Origin of the sequence: Chitinophaga sp. CC14 (genome assembly GCF_048957795.1) — a bacterium.
GTDB lineage: Bacteria > Bacteroidota > Bacteroidia > Chitinophagales > Chitinophagaceae > Chitinophaga > Chitinophaga ginsengisegetis.
Genome location: NZ_JARBFY010000001.1, coordinates 1,506,979 through 1,524,507, shown reverse-complemented (window position 1 = coordinate 1,524,507; position 17,529 = coordinate 1,506,979). Strand labels below are relative to the sequence as shown.

Genomic DNA, 17,529 nt, shown 5'->3' with positions numbered 1-17,529 from the left:
ATCTTCCCCCTTTCTTTTTATAAACACTTATCAGCATGCATTCATGAGCGTTACCGCTACCATGCCCGCCGTTTCTGTACGCAGGCGCGTATCTCCCAATGATACCGGTACATAACCTTCATCCAGCGCCAGCTTTATTTCTTCCGGTGTAAAATCGCCTTCCGGGCCAATCAGTATAAGGGTATCCTTTGCGGGCTGCATCACCTGCTGCAACGGGGTTTTCTGCTCCGGCAAACAATGCGCGATCAGCCGCTGCGGATCTTTATTATTCTTCACCAGCTTATCAAATGCCTGTGGCTCCTGCAATTCCGGTAAATAAAACTGCTGCGATTGCAGCATCGCCGATACCAGGATATTCTGCAACCTTTCCGGCTTAAATTTTTCCTTCTCGGTACGCTGGCTTACCAGCGGAATAATGGTTTGAATACCAATCTCCGTGGCCTTTTCCAGGAACCATTCTATACGCGAGGCATTTTTTGTAAAAGAGATGGCTATCCGCAATGCCCGCGCCGGACCCGGCATCGTTTCAGACGAAAGGATCTTTACTACACATTTCTTGCGGTTATCGTCGGTAATCACTGCGGTGATTTTATGCCCGCGGCCATCTGCCAGCAATACCTCATCGCCCTTTTCATAACGAAGCACCTGGATACAATATTTGGAAGTATCCTCATTCATCGTATACATGGTGGCATCCTGCTGTATTTCCGGCGCGTAAAAAACTGACATATCTTTTTTAATTATCCTGATGTGCGAAGATAGTTTACGGATTTTATCCGGCAGATGATATCCGTAGTTTTTTTGTTTTTATCTGGAACCGCACAAACAGCAGCACAGAAGCCACCAGTAAGCCCAGCAACAGCGCCCACCATACGCCTTCCACACCGTAATCCAATTTGATCCCCAACAGGTAGCCCAAAGGAATGCCCAGCACCCAATAAGCCAGCAATGTAATCACGGTAGGAATACGCACATCGCCGAGGCCACGCAGAATACCAAGTCCCACCACTTGCATGCCGTCGAACAACTGGAAGAAGGCCGCAATGATCAGCAGGCGCGAAGCGATCTGGATCACCTGCGGGTCCTGGATATAAAATGACGGCAACAGGTGATTGCCCAGTGTGAACAACAGCGCGGCGGCGCCCATCAGCAGCAATACCATATGATAGCTGGCGATAGCGGATAAGCGCAATGCGCCAAAGTCTTTCTTCCCGAAATTATTACCGCTTTTAATACCTGCTGCCGCGGAAATACCGCTGGCCATCATGTAGGTCATGGCAGCAAGACTCAGCGCTATCTGGTGAGCCGCCAGTTCTGCAGCGCCCATCCAGCCCACCATTATAGCGGCGCCGCTGAAAGCGCTTACTTCAAACAGGTATTGCAGGGCCACCGGCGTACCGATGCCCAGGATCTTTTTAATGGCCGCGGCCTTCAGGTTTTTAAACCCAAATGATTGCAGGTATGGTTTAAAACGGGGCGCGCGTAGCACATAAAATGCCATCGTAATCCCCATGATAAGACGGTCGGTAAAAGTGGCTATCCCCACGCCAATCACACCCATCCGGGGCAACCCGAACAGGCCGTACACCAATGTAATCCCGATCAGGATATTCAGCACGTTCCCGATGATACTGATGTTCATAGCCTGACGGGTGAACCCCAGCCCTTCCGCAAACTGTTTGAAGGAAAGGAACAGCATCAGCGGAATAAAGGAGAAGCCCAGGAAACGCAGGAAGGGGCGGGCCTGGTCTGCTACATCGCCTTCCTGGTGCAGGAATGATAAATAGCCGCTGCCGAAATAGATAACAGCCGACAGCAACACGCCCACCACCATATTAATGATCAGGCTATGGCTCAGCAAATGCCCGATAGCGCCTTTGTTGCCACGGCCATTTTCCTGTGCAATCAACGGGGTTAGTCCGTACGACATACCGATACCGGCTACCATAAATACGGAAAACAAGCCATTTCCCAGGGATACTGCCGCCAGCGGCACTTTCCCGGTATGACCAATGATAATACTATCTGATAATGCTACTAACGTGTGTCCCAGTTGGGAAATAACTACGGGGTAGGCTAAACTGAAATTATCTTTGTAATGCCCTTTGTACTTTAAATACAGCTGTTTCATCGATTGTTCTGTTATTGGTGTTCCACGGGTTTGTCTTACAAAACCCATAAAAAAAGCCGGCGATCATTTCGATGCCGGCTTTTAGCAATATCTTTTTATGCGCTAAAATGGTGCATCTTCAAATCCTTCATCGAAGTTCATGTCGTTCATCTTGGATCCCTTCTGTATGTACAGTTTCGCTTCATCGTTGCCACCGCCACCTTGTTGGTTACGGTTCATGCCTGCGTAGGGATTGCCGCCGCCACCGGGGTTTTCCAGGCTGCCATCATCTTCAAAACGCTGATATTCCAGTACGGCTCTCAGTTTGATGGTATCCAGCTGACCATTACGGTGCTTGGCTATACGAACGTGGGTTTCACCTTTATTGGATTCGCCCATTTCATTGGTGTTGATTTCATAATATTCAGGACGGTACAGGAACATTACCATGTCCGCATCCTGCTCAATGGCTCCTGATTCACGGAGATCACTCAACTGCGGCATTTTGTTACCGTCTTTACGTTTTTCCACATCACGGCTCAACTGCGAGAGGGCGATCACCGGTACCTGTAGTTCTTTTGCCAGTCCTTTCAGATCGCGGGAAATTTTACTGATTTCCTGTTCACGGTTGGAGCCTTTACCATCACTGCTGCCGCTCATGAGCTGGAGGTAGTCGATGATGATAACGCCTACGCCGTGGTTGTGTACCAGCCTGCGGCATTTGGCGCGCAGTTCAAAGATGTTGAGGGCCGGGGTATCATCAATGAAGATGGGTGCTTTTGCCAGGCGTTCAATACCGTGGGTCATCAGCTTCTTCATTTCATATTCTTCCAGCTTACCGCGGGAAATCTTTTCCAGCTTTATTTCTGACTCGGCCGAGAGGATACGTTGTACAATCTGGCCGGACGACATTTCCAAAGAGAATACCGCTGCGCCTTTCGGGAAGCGGGGGTGAAGGGCCGCATTTCGCGCGAGGTTCAGCGCAAAGGCGGTTTTACCCACAGAAGGACGGGCAGCTATGATGATCAGATCCGTGGATTGCCAGCCATAGGTTACTTTGTCCAGTGAAGGGAACCCGGAAGGTACCCCGGTAATATCATCTCCTTTATTCCGCAGGTCCTCGATACGTTTCATGGTGTTTACCAGTACACGGTCGATGGAATCGTAGTTTTTACGGAGGTGGTTATTGGTTACTTCAAATAACTTTGATTCGGCGCTGTCCAGCAGGTCAAACACATCCGCAGTGTCTTCATACGACTCTGTAAGGATTTCCCCTGAGATGCGGATCAGTTCCCGTTGGATAAATTTCTGGAGGATGATACGGGCATGTGCTTCGATATTCGCGGAAGACACCACCATGTTGGTGAGCTTCATAACGGTGAATGGTCCGCCGATCTGTTCCAGTGAGCCCATTGATTTCAGCTCTTCTGTTACGGTGAGGATATCCACCGGCATCGACTTACCCGCCAGGCGGGTCATCGCACTAAAAATAATCTGGTGAGCTTCTACATAAAAACACTCCCCTTTCAATATCTCGATAACGGTGTCAAATGCACCTTTTTCCAGCATTACGGCTCCCAAAACAGCTTCTTCCAATTCTTTAGCCTGTGGTGGTATCTTGCCATACACCAAGGATGACACATCAATGGACGGTTTTCTGCGCACATTGCGGTCCTTCTTAAGATTGAGATCCATTTATGGTTAGTGTATTAAAAAAAGTTAAAAAAAGGTTACTGTCAATGGGCCTTTCCTGTTGTTTTTACAATCGATATCTGCATTTTCCCGCATTCTATAGGGGTCATAGCTACGTTAAGAAATTGTAAACTTTTTCAAGCCGTACAAACTAAGGTAAAGGCATTTTTCCGATTAATACCCCCTCCTTAGTTATTAAATTTATTAAGCCTCATACACAGGTTATCCACAAGCAAAATGTCAGTTATCCACTGACACAACTATGGTTATCCACTAAAACGCAGGAAATTCCCATGCAAAGGTCCGATTATTCACACACATTGTGTAAAAAGATTTTCCACATCCTGCAAAAATACAGCACTGTGGCGGTTTTGAGGCTTTTTTAATTTCAAAGAATCAAAGTGGATAAGCCGCAAAGCCCGAAAATCAATTCTAGTTGTTAACTTTACGCCACTTATATAAACCGAGCAGATAAATGACGATTTCATACAACTGGCTATGTGATTATTTACCGGTGAAGCCTACACCGGAGGAACTATCTACCATTTTAACCAGAATAGGCCTGGAGGTAGAAAGCCTGGAGAAATTTGAAGCAGTAAAGGGAAGTCTGGCTGGATTAGTGATCGGAGAAGTACTGACGGCAGAAAAACACCCCAATGCAGACAAGCTGACACTCACCACCGTTAACACCGGCAACGGCGAGCCCCTGCACATCGTTTGCGGCGCTCCCAACGTGGCAGCAGGACAAAAAGTAGTAGTGGCCCCTGTTGGTACCACCATTTACCCGCTGGGTGGCGAACCGCTGACCATGAAAAAAGCAAAGATCCGCGGAGAAGAAAGCCAGGGAATGATTTGTGCAGAAGATGAGATCGGGCTGGGCAGCAGTCACAACGGCATCCTCGTACTGGACGCCTCCCTGCAGCCGGGCACTCCCGCCAGCGAAGTATTTAAACCCGCTCAGGACTTCATCTTTGAAATTGGCCTTACGCCCAACCGCATGGACGCCATGAGCCATATCGGCGTGGCTAAAGATGTTTGCGCTTTCCTCAATAACCTTGAACATACGCATAAATACCAGGTACAGCTGCCTGAAATAAAGGCCCTGCCCAAAGCAGATACTCCTTTAGCCATCAGCGTTACCATCGAAAATACAGATGCGTGCCCCCGGTACAGCGGTATTTCCATTACCGGCGTACAGGTGGCGCCATCCCCCGAATGGCTGAAAGCCAGGCTCACCGCCATTGGCGTTCGTCCCATTAATAACATTGTGGATATCACCAATTTCATCCTGCATGAAACCGGTCAACCCCTGCACGCTTTTGATGCTGCAGCGGTAAAAGGCAATGCCATCGTGGTGAAAAACCTCCCGCAGGGCACTCCTTTTGTTACTTTGGATGAGAAAGAAAGAAAACTGGATGCGACCGACCTGATGATCTGCAACGGCGCCGGCGAAGGCATGTGCATAGCGGGCGTTTTCGGCGGATTGCACTCCGGCGTTACCGATACCACCCACAACATTTTCCTCGAAAGCGCCTTTTTCAGCGCCGGTGGCATCCGTACCACCTCCTTCCGTCATGGTTTACGTACCGATGCGGCCACCCGTTTTGAAAAAGGTGTGGATATCTCCAACGTGGTATTCGCCCTGCAACGGGCGGCAGACCTCATCTGTACACTCAGCGGCGGGAAAGCAGCATCTGAGATCATCGACGTATACCCATCTGTAAAAGTAAAAACACAGGTGGAAACTACGTATAGCTATATCCGTAAACTCAGCGGCGGCAACTACCCCGACGATAAGATCAAAAACATCCTGCGCAGCCTGGGCTTCGACATCCTGTCCGAAACCGCCGAGGGACTGCATGTAGCCGTGCCCTTCAGCAAACCGGATATCAGCCTGCCGGCCGACCTGGTGGAGGAAGTAATGCGCATAGACGGCCTCGATAACATAGAAATACCTTCCAAAATAGCGATCTCACCCGCTCTCTCCTCCCAACCGGACGGGGAAAGGGTGAAAGAGAAAATTGCGGATTATCTCGCCGGCAACGGGTTCAACGAAATATTCACCAATTCTATCACTAACAGTAAATACTATACGCCCGAAGTGCTGGAACATGCGGTGAAAATGATGAACAGTCTTACCGTGGAACTGGACATCATGCGCCCATCCATGCTGGAAACCGGCCTGGAAAGCATTGCCCATAACCTGAACCGCAAAAACGAAGACCTCCTGTTCTTCGAATTTGGTAAAACCTACCAGGTACTGGAAAAGGGCTATGGCGAAAACAATCACCTGGTATTATATCTTACCGGTAAAAAAACGCCGGAAACCTGGATGCACAAATCCAGTCCGGTTGACTTTTACTTCCTGAAGGGTTTTGTGATCAATATCCTGCAGCAACTGGGTTACAAGCAGTTCACCTGGGCGGAAAGCACCGAACCTGGCCTCCAGCCATCCTGGGATATCAAGGTGAAAAACCAGGTGGTGGCCACACTGGGAGGCGTACCCACAGCTAAACTGAAGCAGTTTGATATCCGCCAGGCCGTATGGTTTGCCAGCTTCAACTGGGATAAAATACTGGGACTCTTGCAAAAAAGTGATAACTTTTACAAGGAAATACCGAAATTCCAGGCAGTTAGAAGGGATCTGGCACTGGTGCTGGACAAACAGGTTAAGTTTGCCGCCGTGGAAACAGCAGCACGCAGCGTGAAATCCGGCCTGTTACAACAGGTAAATCTGTTCGATGTATTTGAGAGTGAAAAACTGGGCGCTAATAAGAAGTCTTACGCCGTGAGCTTTACCTTCCTGGACGCTCAGAAAACATTGACAGATAAAGAAATTGACAGTGTAATGGACAAACTTATCAAAACGTTTGAAACGCAGTTACAGGCGGAGATAAGAAAATAAGTAATTGAAATGGTTCTGGAGCAATACATTCAACGTGTAGAAGAGAAATTGCACCTGCTGGTAAAAAAGCTCCAGCAGGTGCAGGCTGAGAATGCATTGCTGAAAGAAGAAGTGAGCATACAGCAACGGGAGCTGCAACAGCAGCAACAGGCGGTACAGGGACTGGAGGAAAGACTGCAACTGATGAAAATTGCATCCACCGCCCAGGGCGGCACCACCATAGCAGCAGAAGACGAAGCGTTTAAAAAAGAGATCCGCGGCAAGATCAATGATTACATTAAAGAAATTGACCGTTGTATTGCTTTGCTGAACAGCTGAACTAAAATCATACATCATGGAGCAACTCATTCCTGTTAATATTATCGTAGCCGACCGCTCTTACCGGATCAAGATCAAACCGGAAGAAGAAGCGGAAGTACGTCGTATTATGAAAGAAGTGAATGAGAAGATCGTCGATTTTAAAACTTCCTATGCAGGAAAAGACCTGCAGGACTATATTGCTATGGCCCTTATCATGTACGCCACACATCCTGTTACCAGCGGCGGTAAAGCCCAGGCTAGCACTGCGCCTTTTTTGCAGGAGAAGCTGGAAAAGCTGGAAGAAATTATCAACCAGGCATTGGGTTGATCACGTTACCCATTGCTTAACAATGAATTAGCTAATTGGCTAATTATCACGTATCAAAGACGCTTTAACTGCTATTTTTTTGTATTTTCGCGGGTCAGTTCTCGCCCCTGTCGTGTTTTAGCAGCGATATGGGTATGAGGATACTACATAAATCAAGTATAAATAATTCATATGGATGTTACACTTATCACGACAATAGCTGCAGTAGTGGCATTGATCATTGGGATTGTGCTAGGTAAGGTGATTTTTGCCAAAAATACGCAGCATAAGATAGACGAAGCTGAACTACAGGCTAAAAAAATCATTGCAGATGCACAGATCAGTGCGGAAAATCTCAAGAAAGACAGACTGCTGGAAGCCAAAGAAAAATACCTGCAACTAAAAAGCGAATACGAAAAAGACGTATTGCAGCGCAACCAGAAACTGGGAGAATCGGAAAACCGCATCAAACAGAAGGAACAGGCATTAAACCAGAAAAACGAGCAAATCCAGAAGCAGTTAAATGAAAATGACGCGATCAAGGAAACCCTGAACCGTCAGATGGAACTGGTAACCATCAAACGTACCGAACTGGAAAAACACCAGGAAGAGCATATCCGCCGCCTCGAAAAAGTGGCCGGCTTAACAGCAGATGAAGCGAAACACCAGCTGGTAGAGAGTTTAAAAGAAGAAGCCCGCTCACAGGCCCTCTCTCATATCCAGGAAATTATTGAAGACGCTAAATTAAAAGCGAACAAGGAAGCAAAGAAAATCATTATCCAGTCCATTCAACGTACTGCTGCAGAGCAAACCATTGAAAATACCATCACCGTATTTACCCTGGAAAGCGATGAAATCAAAGGCCAGATCATTGGCCGTGAAGGTCGTAACATCCGCGCTATTGAAGCGGCTACCGGTGTGGACCTGATTGTAGACGATACCCCTGAAGCCATCGTATTATCTTCCTTCGACCCGTTACGTCGTGAAATTGCCCGTTTATCCCTGCAACGCCTTGTTCAGGACGGACGTATCCACCCTGCACGTATCGAGGAAGTGGTGGAAAAAACCAAGAAACAACTGGAAGAACAGGTAATGGATATCGGTGAAAGAACCGTAATAGAACTGGGTATCCACGGCCTGCATAAAGAACTGGTGCGCCTGGTAGGTAAGATGCGTTTCCGCTCTTCCTACGGTCAGAACCTGCTCATGCACTCCAAAGAAACCGCTAACCTTTGCGCGGTAATGGCAGCTGAACTGGGCCTGAACCCTAAACTGGCCAAACGTGCCGGCTTACTGCACGATATCGGTAAAGTACCTGATGAAGAAACTGAACTGAGCCACGCCCTTCTCGGCGCCAAGCTCGCTGAAAAATATGGCGAACACGCCGCAGTGGTAAACGCCATCGGCGCCCACCACGATGAAATGGAAATGCAATATGTAATTTCCCCCATCGTTCAGGCATGTGATGCGATCAGTGGCGCCCGCCCAGGCGCACGCCGCGAAATCATGCAGAGCTACCTGCAACGTATCAAGGACCTGGAAAACCTGGCGCTCGCCCACGATGGTGTGGAAAAAGCCTATGCTATCCAGGCAGGTAGGGAATTGCGTATCATCGTAGAAAGTGATAAAGTTTCCGATGGAGATGCAGACCGCTTATCTTTCGAAATCGCCAATAAGATACAAACAGAAATGCAGTATCCCGGCCAGATTAAAGTAACTGTAATTCGTGAGAAAAGAGCAGTGAATATAGCAAGATAGTTTTCTGATTTAATAATTCAGGAATTTGACCTTATATTGGAGTCCTCCGGTTTTACCGGGGGACTTTTTTTTTATAGATCAATGACTGATCTTCATTCACCTGAAAATCACTAAATCTTAGCAGTGTTATGAAAAAAACCTTTTTCAATTGTTTACTGGGAACCGCCCTGTTATTGGGTTCCGGCGCATACGCGCAGAAGGCACAATCTCTGTTCAACGGCAAAAATCTCGATGGCTGGAAAATACATGGTACAGAGAAATGGTACGTGGAAAACGGGGAGCTGATCTGCGAAAGCGGTCCGGATAAAGAATATGGCTACCTGGCTACCGACGGCCAATACAAGGATTTTGAGCTGACCGTACAATTCAAACAGGAAGCCAATGGCAACAGCGGCGTATTTTTCCACTCCTCACTGGAAGGCACTAAAATCACCGGCTGGCAGGCAGAAGTAGCGCCGCCTGATATGCATACCGGCGGTATCTACGAATCGTACGGACGTGGATGGCTCATTCAGCCCGACAAAGAGAAAGAAAAGTTCCTGAAAATGGGCGAATGGAATACCATGAAAGTAAAGGTGCAGGGCGACAATGTAACCACCTGGCTCAATGGTCATGAAATGATTACCCTGAAAGATGATAAGATTGGCGCGGCCAATGGTCAGATAGCCCTCCAGATCCACTCCGGTGGCGGCATCAAGGTAAGATGGAAAAACATCAAAGTGGTACCTTTAAAGTAGTAAATACACCCGTTGAATGCACTTTACGGATAAAGTAATATTAATTACAGGCGCCAGCTCAGGGATAGGCCAGGAGCTGGCGCTTTTGCTGGCAAAAGAAAAAGCCCGGCTGATCCTCGCAGCACGGAACCAGCCCGCCCTGGAAGCAGTACGCAACCAATGCCTGCTGCATACGCCCCATTGCGAAATATTGCTGATGGACGTAACCAATGAAACCCAGGTAAATGAAGGCGCCCAGCGCGCGCTTGAGTTTTTTGGAAAGATAGATGTGCTGGTGAATAATGCCGGCGTTACCCAACGGTCCAAACTGATAGATACTTCCGTGGCAGCCATCCGCCAGCTGATGGAAGTGAATTTCTTTGGCGCGGTAATGCTTACCAAAGCCCTGCTACCTCATTTTAAAGAACAGGGCAGCGGCCAGGTCATTGTGATCAGCAGCATGGCCGGCCTCATGGGCTATCCCTGGCGCTCCGGGTATAACGCCGCCAAACACGCGCTGCAAGGGTATTTTGAAACCCTGCAAACCGAACAACCCATTCCCCGGTTATATACCACCATTGTTTGCCCGGGCCGCATACACACGCCTATTACCTATTCTGCCATCACCGGCAACGGCGAGCCTTACGGAAAAATGGACCCCGGACAGGCAAACGGCATACCCGTTGACCGCTGCGCGCGGCAGATCCTAAAGGCCATGCATAAACGAAAAAAAATAGTGCTGATCGCACGGGAAGAAAAGATCCTGCTATGGATTAAAAGATATTTTCCGCCCCTGTTTTATGTGATTGCGCGCAAAGGGAATTAATTTGCAGCAAATTCAACAAACGTATGGACCTGTTACTGCAACAAATAGCTGCGGCTACTACCTATCTGCAATCCTTTTCCTTCGAACAGCCGCGTGTGGGCGTAGTATTGGGCACGGGTCTCGGGGAACTGGTAAATCATATTAAAATAGCCCATTCCATTCCCTACCAGCAAATTCCTCATTTCCCGGAATCTACTGTAGAATCACATAAAGGCCACCTGATCCTCGGGCATATCGGCAATACGCCGGTGATAGCCATGCAGGGCCGCTTTCATTACTATGAAGGCTACACGATGCAGCAAATCACTTTCCCGGTAAGGGTAATGAAAGCGCTGGGCATTCAGCAGCTGCTGCTTAGCAATGCCGCCGGTGGCATGAATCCTGGTTTTAAGAAAGGCGACCTGATTTTACTGGATGATCATATTAATATGCAGCCGGAAAACCCGCTGCGCGGCCTCAACTCGCCGGCATACGGCCCACGCTTCCCGGATATGAGCTGCCCGTATAACCCGGAGCTGGGCGCTAAATTAGAGATGGCTGCCGCTTCACTGGGTACTTCATTAAAAAAAGGTGTATACGTATCCGTTATGGGCCCCAACCTGGAAACAAGGGCGGAATACCGCTTCCTCCGCATGATAGGCGCCGACCTGGTTGGCATGAGTACCGTGCCGGAAGTAATTGTGGCCAATCAGCTGCAACTGCCTTGCGCAGCCGTATCCGTAGTAACGGATGAATGCGATCCTGATAACCTGCACGCGGTTTCTATTGAAGAAATTATTGCGGTAGCCGGTAAGGCGGATAAATTGCTGAGCGGGCTCTTTGCACAGGTGATTGCCGGATTGTAGCGGAGGTTGTTTTACCCGGGATTAACCTGGTTATGCTGATTACTTTGAGTTTCTTTAAATAAAACAGCGGCTTCGATGAGCCGCTGTTTCTTTATTTTTTTCCGGAATTGTCGTCATTTTCATCATCATCATCATCTTCTTCTTCTTCATCGTCGTCATAATCATCGTCGTCATCATCTTCTTCATCGTCCTCTTCTTCCTCATCCTCATCTTCCACACCAGGCCCGCTAACTACCAGCAACTTTTCTCCTAAAATGGCATCTTCCATCATATCATCCGGGTCTTTATCACCATCGTCCTCATCTTCTTCTGTATCTTCTTCCTCCTTCACGTCTTCCGTATCTTCTTCTTTTTCTTCTTCTCCGGAGATGACATCTTCCACGATACCATCGGGATCTTCGTTTTCTTCGTCAGGGATACGGGAAGCGGTATCTTTTACTGCGTAAGGATCTTCGTCCTCTTCCTCTTCATCCTCTTCTGCGGTGCTGGTGTCGCTTTCACTTTCTTCTCCGCCGCCGAGTTCTTCGTTCACTTCTTCAATAATATCATCAAAGCGAACAATTTCATCATCGGGTTCTACTTCTTCATCTTCAGAGGCAGGTGGTTCTTCTTCAGCGTCCGGGGTGGTTGCAGCCAGGTGATCCAGCTGATGGTCGGGGTCCAGCAGTTCGCCATCTTCTGACACCATCAGGGAATGAGCGGTTTCAGCTTCGGCGGTATGGGTGTTATGTTCCCCCCGGCCGAGGGTGGCTGTATCGTCGGTGATGAGGGTGGGTTGCACCATTTCCTCATCAAATAATTCTTTGAGCTTTGGCAGATCGGCTACGGAGCTGATGCCGAAATAATCCATAAAGGAACGGGAAACAGCGTACAGCAGTGGTTTGCCGGGCTGGTCCTCACTACGGCCGGTAATCACGATCAGTTCTTTTTCCAGGAGTTTCTGGATAGAATAATCGGTGCTCACGCCGCGGATATATTCAATTTCGCCTTTGGAAATCGGCTGCCGGTAGGCGATGATGGCCAGGGTTTCCAGGGCGGCGGTGGACAGGCGCTTCAGGAATTTATCCCCGTTGAGCTGGGCCACTGTCTGGTAATATTCTTTTTTGGTGAGGAACTGGTAGCCTCCCCCGCTGCTACGTACTTCAAAAGCATAAAATTCAGAGCTGTACTTCTCCCGGATGGCTTCCATAGCGGCTTCCACCTGATCCAGGTTGGTACGGTCTTCCAGAAAAGCCAGTGCATTATTAAGCAGATCCACTATTTCCAGCAAAGGTAACGGCCGGTCGGCGGCGAAAATTAATGCTTCCACGTGCGGGATGATCTGTGATATTTCCATACGTTAACAGGAGATGTGGATTTACAAAAAAGGTCAAAGACCGAAAATACAGTCTTTGACCCTAATCTGAAAATATTAATTCAGTTGTTGACTTAGTGTTAATAAACCCTTAGTTCGCCAATGCAGCCGCACCGCTCACGATTTCTGTCAGCTCAGTGGTAATAGCAGCCTGACGGGCACGGTTGTAAGAGATCTTCAGGGAACGGAGCAATTCGCTGGCGTTTTCTGTAGCCTTATCCATTGCCGTCATACGGGCGCCATGCTCAGAAGCGTGGGAATCCAGGATGGCTTTGAAGAACTGGGTGTTCAGGATCTTAGGCATCAGTTCAGCAATCAGGGTATCTTTTTCAGGTTCAAAGATGAAGTCTGCTTTCAGACCGCTCTTTTCCTTATTTTCTACTTTTGCGATTGGCAGGAACTGCTCTGCTACAAAGATCTGTGTAGCAGCATTTTTGAATTCGCTGTAAACGATTTCAACGGCATCGTAAGTACCATCGGTAAAACCCTGCAGGGCTACTGCAGCCGCTTCTTTCACATGATCAAAGGTAAGACTGCCAAAAAGTTGCCAGAACTTATCATTTACTTTGTAACCGTTCTGTACAAAGTGATCATATCCTTTTTTACCAATAGGCAAGATTTCTACCTGGCCTTGTTCAAACTGTTCAGCATACTTCTCGCGGATCACGCGTTTAGCTGTTTTGATCAGGTTGGAGTTGAAAGCGCCGCACAAACCCCTGTCGGAAGTAATGACCACAATCAGTACTTTTTCAACCTGACGCTGTGCTGCCAGTGGTGTGTCGATATTGCCTTCGCTGTTGGAAACAATATTCTGCAACATTTCCTGGAGCTTTACGGCATACGGACGCATCAGCATGATGGCATCCTGTGCACGTCTTAATTTAGCAGCACTTACCATTTTCATGGCTTTGGTGATCTGCTGACCAGATTGAATAGATTTGATTCGGTTACGAACTTCTTTAAGCTGTCCGGACATATATAAAAATCAATTACGAATTACGAATTATCAATGACCAATGCAGGGATAGCCTCCTGAATTTGGCTGCAAAGGTAAGCAATGGCCGTTTAATTTGAAAATCCGTGGAAAGATTATTTAAACTTTCTTTCTCTCACTGGTAATCAACTATTTATACATGCCTGTGAATTACAGGGTGATACTGGTTCCCAGTACCTGCAGAAACGCTGCGATCCATTGCGGATGAGCCGGCCATGCGGGTGCAGTTACCAGCTTGCCATCTACCACGGCTTCATAAACATTTACAGATACATAAGTGCCGCCGGAAGCAGTTACTTCGGGCGCTACTGCCGGGTAAGCCGTCAGTTTCTTTCCCCGTACCACATCGGCAGCCGTCAGGATCTGGATACCATGACAAACAGCTGCTACCGGTTTATCTTCCAGGAAAAAGTGCCTCACCAGCTCCAGTACATTTTTGTTCAGCCGCAGGTATTCCGGGGCACGGCCGCCGGCTATTACCAGCGCATCATAATCAGCACCGGCTACATCGTTAAAAGTGGCATTCAACACAAACCCATGACCCGGTTTTTCACTGTAAGTCTGGTCACCTTCAAAATCATGGATGGCCGTTTTGATTTTATCGCCCGCCGCTTTATCCGGACAAACCGCATGTACATCATGACCAATCATCTGCAGCATCTGGAACGGAACCATTGTTTCATAATCCTCTGCGTAATCTCCTGTCAGTAATAATATCTTTTTCTGTGCCATAGAATGAAAGTTTTATTGCGTTAAAAAAGGCTAATGAAGATACGCATTTAGCTTTTAGCAAAAATGCAGCAGGAGATCATGTGTATGATCTCCTGCTGCATTTTTTGCCTGGCCTGTTTTTACCCTTCGGTCAGTAATTTATCCAACAGCGCTTTCAGCTCAGGATTAGAAGGCCGCAACGCATCTGCACTCACAATTTTACCATCGGGCCCAATCAGTATAAACCGCGGAATAGCATTGATATTGAATTTCTGAACGAAATCGGATTGAAAATCTTTATCTGCCAATAACTGTATGCCTTTCAGGTTTCCTTTCTGCACAAAATCCTTCCACTTCTGTTTGTCTGCGGTTTTGTCTACCGACAGGCTCACAAACCGGATCTTTTTGTGTTCATACAGCGCTTCTATCTTCGACAGATGCGGGATCTCCATTTTGCAGGGACCGCACCAGGTAGCCCACACATCTATATAAACATATTTCCCGCGTAAATCTTTCAGGGAAACTTTTTTGCCGCTCACATCTTCATAAGAAAAATCGGGCGCAGGGGTGTTATCGCTGTAAGTATTGGCGTTACTGTATATTTCCCGGATTTCTTTCAGGTAAGCGGGATGCTTTGTGCCTGCGATATAACTTTTATACAAACTATCGCGCACCGGTTTATCCTTCAGCATTTTCAGGGCATTCCGGGTACCGGTATACGTGTAGTATTGCAGCATAAAAGAGTCTTTGATTTCCCCTTTTGAAATATACAGTCCCATCATGGTCCGTATATTATTATCTTCTATCGATGCTTCAAACAAATGCCTGTACTTTGAGTACTGGATGGTAGACAGGTACTGATCCAGCACCTGCCTGTACCAGGCGGATTGTTGAAACAATGCAGCGTCATTCTTATCCCAGTCGCTCACCGTTAGTTTATCCAGCTGCGCACGTTCTGTGCTGTCAAGCCTTTTCACCCGCATAGCACGGCCGGCTTCCTGCATGCGCCGCTGGAAGGCGGTATCTTTCCTGTCGCCGGTTTCCATCAGTTTATAAAAAGCCGCCTGTTTCTCCAGGTCTGTTCCGTAATACAAGCTGTAGTGGGCCAGCACATATTTGCTGTAGTACGCCAGGTCCTTGCCGGCCATCTCCCGGAAAAATGCGCTGGGCGATTGGTCAAACAAGTGCTGTCCATCTTTTACAAAAGCATCCATCTTACCGATAAATACCGGAACAGGGGTATATAATGCTTCCTGTCCAAGCATCTGCTCCGGATCAGTGGCTACATATTGGGACAATGCTTTATGTGCGTCTGCAGTGGCATTGTTTTCAAAGCTCCCCTTGCCGCTGAAGCGGTAAGTACTATCCGGCCCCAGCGCAATCTGAAGCTGGTAGCCCGGCTCCAGGTACACCTGCCCAACGCCGGTCAGGGAATAAAATCCCTTTGCAGGTAAGGTTACTTTGGTATCAAAGGTGCCGTCTCCATTTATGGGGATCAGCAGATCGGCGCCGGTCATGTTTTTCAGGTGCAGCGGCGTAGTGATGTCGCTGCCACTCAATTTCCCGGAAAGAGTAGTAGTCTGTTTCTGCGCAGCAGCGGTTGTAAACAGCAGTGTGCAGGGTATCAGTGCAAGAATAATATTTTTCATATAAGATGTTTAACGGTCATTTAATTGCATGTCTGGATTAAATTGCTGTACGCGGGCAGGGATCTGGAAAACATACTTTTTGCTGCCTGGTTCCAGCGTACCTTTTAAGGCGCCGGTGCTGTTCACCCTGCGCTCTACCAATGGCATGCGTCCTTCGCGGTCGAGGCGTTTCATGTCCATCCAGCGTTGCCCGCGGAAGGCCAGTTCCCTTCTGCGTTCCTCCAGCACTTTCTTCAACGCATCTTCTTTGCCGGTGGCAGTTATGGGTGTATAGGCATCTGGCTTGAACCGGTATTTCCGCAACTCATTTATCACGTTCATAGCGGCTTCGGTTTGATTGGCACGTGCCAGTACTTCCGCTTTTGTCAGGTACATTTCCTGGAACGTAGTACCGAAATTGGCATAGCCGTTTGAACCGGAAAAGTAATAGTCATCCGGAAAGTCGTCAAGCGCATAGGTGAGCAACAATTTACGGAGATCACCGGCTTCGTATAAATTACTCAGTGCATGCTGCATACCCATCATAGAAGGGATGGTATAATCCGGAGAGCCACGTTGCCAGAGTACTTCCGGGCTCAGGTCCGTAGGCGGAAATGAGTAAGGGTCTTCGTAATCATTATAATTGATCATGCTATGCGGCGCGGTTAATGCCAGGTCGGTATACTTCTTTGTGTTGTCATAATCCTGCATGTAGAGGTAGATCCTTGCTAGCAAACTATACGCAGCATATTTGGTAGGCCGGTACTTGTTGAGATTTGTGAGCGGCAGCGATGCTATGGCATCCGTAACATTGGTGATGATAGTGTCCAATGTTGTTTGTACGGAAGACCGTGGCGGTGTTTTATCAGTTACATTCGTGCTTCTTACCAGCGGTAAACCCGGGTCGTTGGCAGCCGTTGCCGGATTATAGGCTTTTGCAAACAGCGTTAGCAACATGAAGTAACAATCGGCGCGGATCACCAGCGCTTCAGCCAGTGTGGAAGCACGGGCGGCTGGTGTGCCATCTGTGGTAGCCATCACATTATTGATGATCACATTGGTATTGTAAATCGTGTTATACAAATCGCCCCACGCAGCCGGACTTTCTTTTTCATTCTGGTCAATACCAGGACGCCAGTAATAAGCATTGGCTGCAGGTACAGTGCTCAGGTCATCAAATTCCTCATAATAATCGTCGGTACAATACAACAATGCAGCCGGGAAAGTAAGGGTCATTGGCCTGGAATTCAGCATCAGCTGGTAATCGCTCAGTTTCTCCGGAATCACGATCCCCTTTGGCTTTACTTCCAGGAACTTGTCACAGCCGGAGAAACCAGCTGTGGCAAGCAAAAGGACAAAGACAATATTGATTGATCTCATAGA

General features: G+C 48.0%; 15 protein-coding genes. 7 read left to right on the top strand and 8 right to left on the bottom strand.

The genetic code is table 11. The features are described 5' to 3' along the window. Positions 1-30: 30 nt before the first annotated feature. From PV783_RS06415 to dnaB, 3 genes are all read right to left on the bottom strand, one after another. Positions 31-729 (bottom strand): 16S rRNA (uracil(1498)-N(3))-methyltransferase, encoded by a 699-nt coding sequence (locus PV783_RS06415; RefSeq protein ID WP_420987446.1) that lies wholly within the window; start codon positions 727-729, stop codon positions 31-33. A gap of 43 nt (positions 730-772) precedes the next feature. Next, the gene (locus PV783_RS06410; protein WP_079469553.1) at positions 773-2,131 is read right to left on the bottom strand and encodes an MATE family efflux transporter; all 1,359 of its coding nucleotides are present in this window, start codon (positions 2,129-2,131) and stop codon (positions 773-775) included. A 102-nt stretch (positions 2,132-2,233) separates the two neighbouring features. Continuing rightward, a complete protein-coding gene (gene dnaB / locus PV783_RS06405) occupies positions 2,234-3,805 on the bottom strand; it encodes a replicative DNA helicase (protein WP_079469554.1) in 1,572 nt (523 codons plus the stop codon). 472 nt (positions 3,806-4,277) lie between these two features. Between dnaB and pheT the strand changes: the two genes are divergently transcribed. The 7 genes from pheT to PV783_RS06370 all read left to right on the top strand — a co-directional run bounded on the left by pheT (position 4,278) and on the right by PV783_RS06370 (position 11,459). Then, entirely contained in the window at positions 4,278-6,707 is a 2,430-nt protein-coding gene (gene pheT, locus PV783_RS06400) for a phenylalanine--tRNA ligase subunit beta (protein WP_420987445.1), read from the top strand. Positions 6,708-6,716: 9 nt separating this feature from the next. Beyond that, positions 6,717-7,025: a hypothetical protein gene (locus PV783_RS06395; protein ID WP_079469556.1), complete on the top strand. Its 309-nt coding sequence runs from the start codon at positions 6,717-6,719 to the stop codon at positions 7,023-7,025. A gap of 16 nt (positions 7,026-7,041) precedes the next feature. Then, positions 7,042-7,335: a cell division protein ZapA gene (locus PV783_RS06390; protein WP_079469557.1), complete on the top strand. Its 294-nt coding sequence runs from the start codon at positions 7,042-7,044 to the stop codon at positions 7,333-7,335. 171 nt (positions 7,336-7,506) lie between these two features. Then, the gene (gene rny, locus PV783_RS06385; RefSeq protein ID WP_079469558.1) at positions 7,507-9,072 is read left to right on the top strand and encodes a ribonuclease Y; all 1,566 of its coding nucleotides are present in this window, start codon (positions 7,507-7,509) and stop codon (positions 9,070-9,072) included. 128 nt (positions 9,073-9,200) lie between these two features. Then, positions 9,201-9,809 carry a 3-keto-disaccharide hydrolase gene (locus PV783_RS06380; RefSeq protein WP_079469559.1) on the top strand — a complete coding sequence of 203 codons (609 nt, stop codon included), beginning with the start codon at positions 9,201-9,203 and terminating at the stop codon, positions 9,807-9,809. Positions 9,810-9,825: 16 nt separating this feature from the next. Further along, positions 9,826-10,614 carry an SDR family oxidoreductase gene (locus PV783_RS06375; protein ID WP_420987443.1) on the top strand — a complete coding sequence of 263 codons (789 nt, stop codon included), beginning with the start codon at positions 9,826-9,828 and terminating at the stop codon, positions 10,612-10,614. 23 nt (positions 10,615-10,637) lie between these two features. Beyond that, positions 10,638-11,459, top strand: a complete 822-nt coding sequence (locus tag PV783_RS06370; RefSeq protein WP_079469561.1) for a purine-nucleoside phosphorylase — start codon at positions 10,638-10,640, stop codon at positions 11,457-11,459. 91 nt (positions 11,460-11,550) lie between these two features. Here the strand turns inward: PV783_RS06370 and scpB are convergent, their stop codons facing one another. From scpB to PV783_RS06345, 5 genes are all read right to left on the bottom strand, one after another. After that, entirely contained in the window at positions 11,551-12,795 is a 1,245-nt protein-coding gene (gene scpB, locus PV783_RS06365; protein ID WP_420987441.1) for an SMC-Scp complex subunit ScpB, read from the bottom strand. Positions 12,796-12,904: 109 nt separating this feature from the next. Further along, positions 12,905-13,789 carry an ATP synthase F1 subunit gamma gene (gene atpG, locus PV783_RS06360; protein ID WP_079469563.1) on the bottom strand — a complete coding sequence of 295 codons (885 nt, stop codon included), beginning with the start codon at positions 13,787-13,789 and terminating at the stop codon, positions 12,905-12,907. Positions 13,790-13,957: 168 nt separating this feature from the next. Then, positions 13,958-14,539: a DJ-1/PfpI family protein gene (locus tag PV783_RS06355; RefSeq protein ID WP_079469564.1), complete on the bottom strand. Its 582-nt coding sequence runs from the start codon at positions 14,537-14,539 to the stop codon at positions 13,958-13,960. Positions 14,540-14,658: 119 nt separating this feature from the next. Beyond that, positions 14,659-16,167: a TlpA family protein disulfide reductase gene (locus tag PV783_RS06350; protein ID WP_420987440.1), complete on the bottom strand. Its 1,509-nt coding sequence runs from the start codon at positions 16,165-16,167 to the stop codon at positions 14,659-14,661. A 9-nt stretch (positions 16,168-16,176) separates the two neighbouring features. Next, a complete protein-coding gene (locus PV783_RS06345; protein WP_363431332.1) occupies positions 16,177-17,526 on the bottom strand; it encodes a RagB/SusD family nutrient uptake outer membrane protein in 1,350 nt (449 codons plus the stop codon). Positions 17,527-17,529: the final 3 nt, after the last annotated feature.

What these genes read in the sequence shown, in the direction of transcription:
- PV783_RS06415 (WP_420987446.1), bottom strand. Translation starts at nt 729, where the DNA reads ATGTCAGTTTTTTACGCGCCGGAAATACAGCAGGATGCCACCATGTAT.
- PV783_RS06410 (WP_079469553.1), bottom strand. Translation starts at nt 2,131, where the DNA reads ATGAAACAGCTGTATTTAAAGTACAAAGGGCATTACAAAGATAATTTC.
- dnaB (WP_079469554.1), bottom strand. Translation starts at nt 3,805, where the DNA reads ATGGATCTCAATCTTAAGAAGGACCGCAATGTGCGCAGAAAACCGTCC.
- pheT (WP_420987445.1), top strand. Translation starts at nt 4,278, where the DNA reads ATGACGATTTCATACAACTGGCTATGTGATTATTTACCGGTGAAGCCT.
- PV783_RS06395 (WP_079469556.1), top strand. Translation starts at nt 6,717, where the DNA reads ATGGTTCTGGAGCAATACATTCAACGTGTAGAAGAGAAATTGCACCTG.
- PV783_RS06390 (WP_079469557.1), top strand. Translation starts at nt 7,042, where the DNA reads ATGGAGCAACTCATTCCTGTTAATATTATCGTAGCCGACCGCTCTTAC.
- rny (WP_079469558.1), top strand. Translation starts at nt 7,507, where the DNA reads ATGGATGTTACACTTATCACGACAATAGCTGCAGTAGTGGCATTGATC.
- PV783_RS06380 (WP_079469559.1), top strand. Translation starts at nt 9,201, where the DNA reads ATGAAAAAAACCTTTTTCAATTGTTTACTGGGAACCGCCCTGTTATTG.
- PV783_RS06375 (WP_420987443.1), top strand. Translation starts at nt 9,826, where the DNA reads ATGCACTTTACGGATAAAGTAATATTAATTACAGGCGCCAGCTCAGGG.
- PV783_RS06370 (WP_079469561.1), top strand. Translation starts at nt 10,638, where the DNA reads ATGGACCTGTTACTGCAACAAATAGCTGCGGCTACTACCTATCTGCAA.
- scpB (WP_420987441.1), bottom strand. Translation starts at nt 12,795, where the DNA reads ATGGAAATATCACAGATCATCCCGCACGTGGAAGCATTAATTTTCGCC.
- atpG (WP_079469563.1), bottom strand. Translation starts at nt 13,789, where the DNA reads ATGTCCGGACAGCTTAAAGAAGTTCGTAACCGAATCAAATCTATTCAA.
- PV783_RS06355 (WP_079469564.1), bottom strand. Translation starts at nt 14,539, where the DNA reads ATGGCACAGAAAAAGATATTATTACTGACAGGAGATTACGCAGAGGAT.
- PV783_RS06350 (WP_420987440.1), bottom strand. Translation starts at nt 16,167, where the DNA reads ATGAAAAATATTATTCTTGCACTGATACCCTGCACACTGCTGTTTACA.
- PV783_RS06345 (WP_363431332.1), bottom strand. Translation starts at nt 17,526, where the DNA reads ATGAGATCAATCAATATTGTCTTTGTCCTTTTGCTTGCCACAGCTGGT.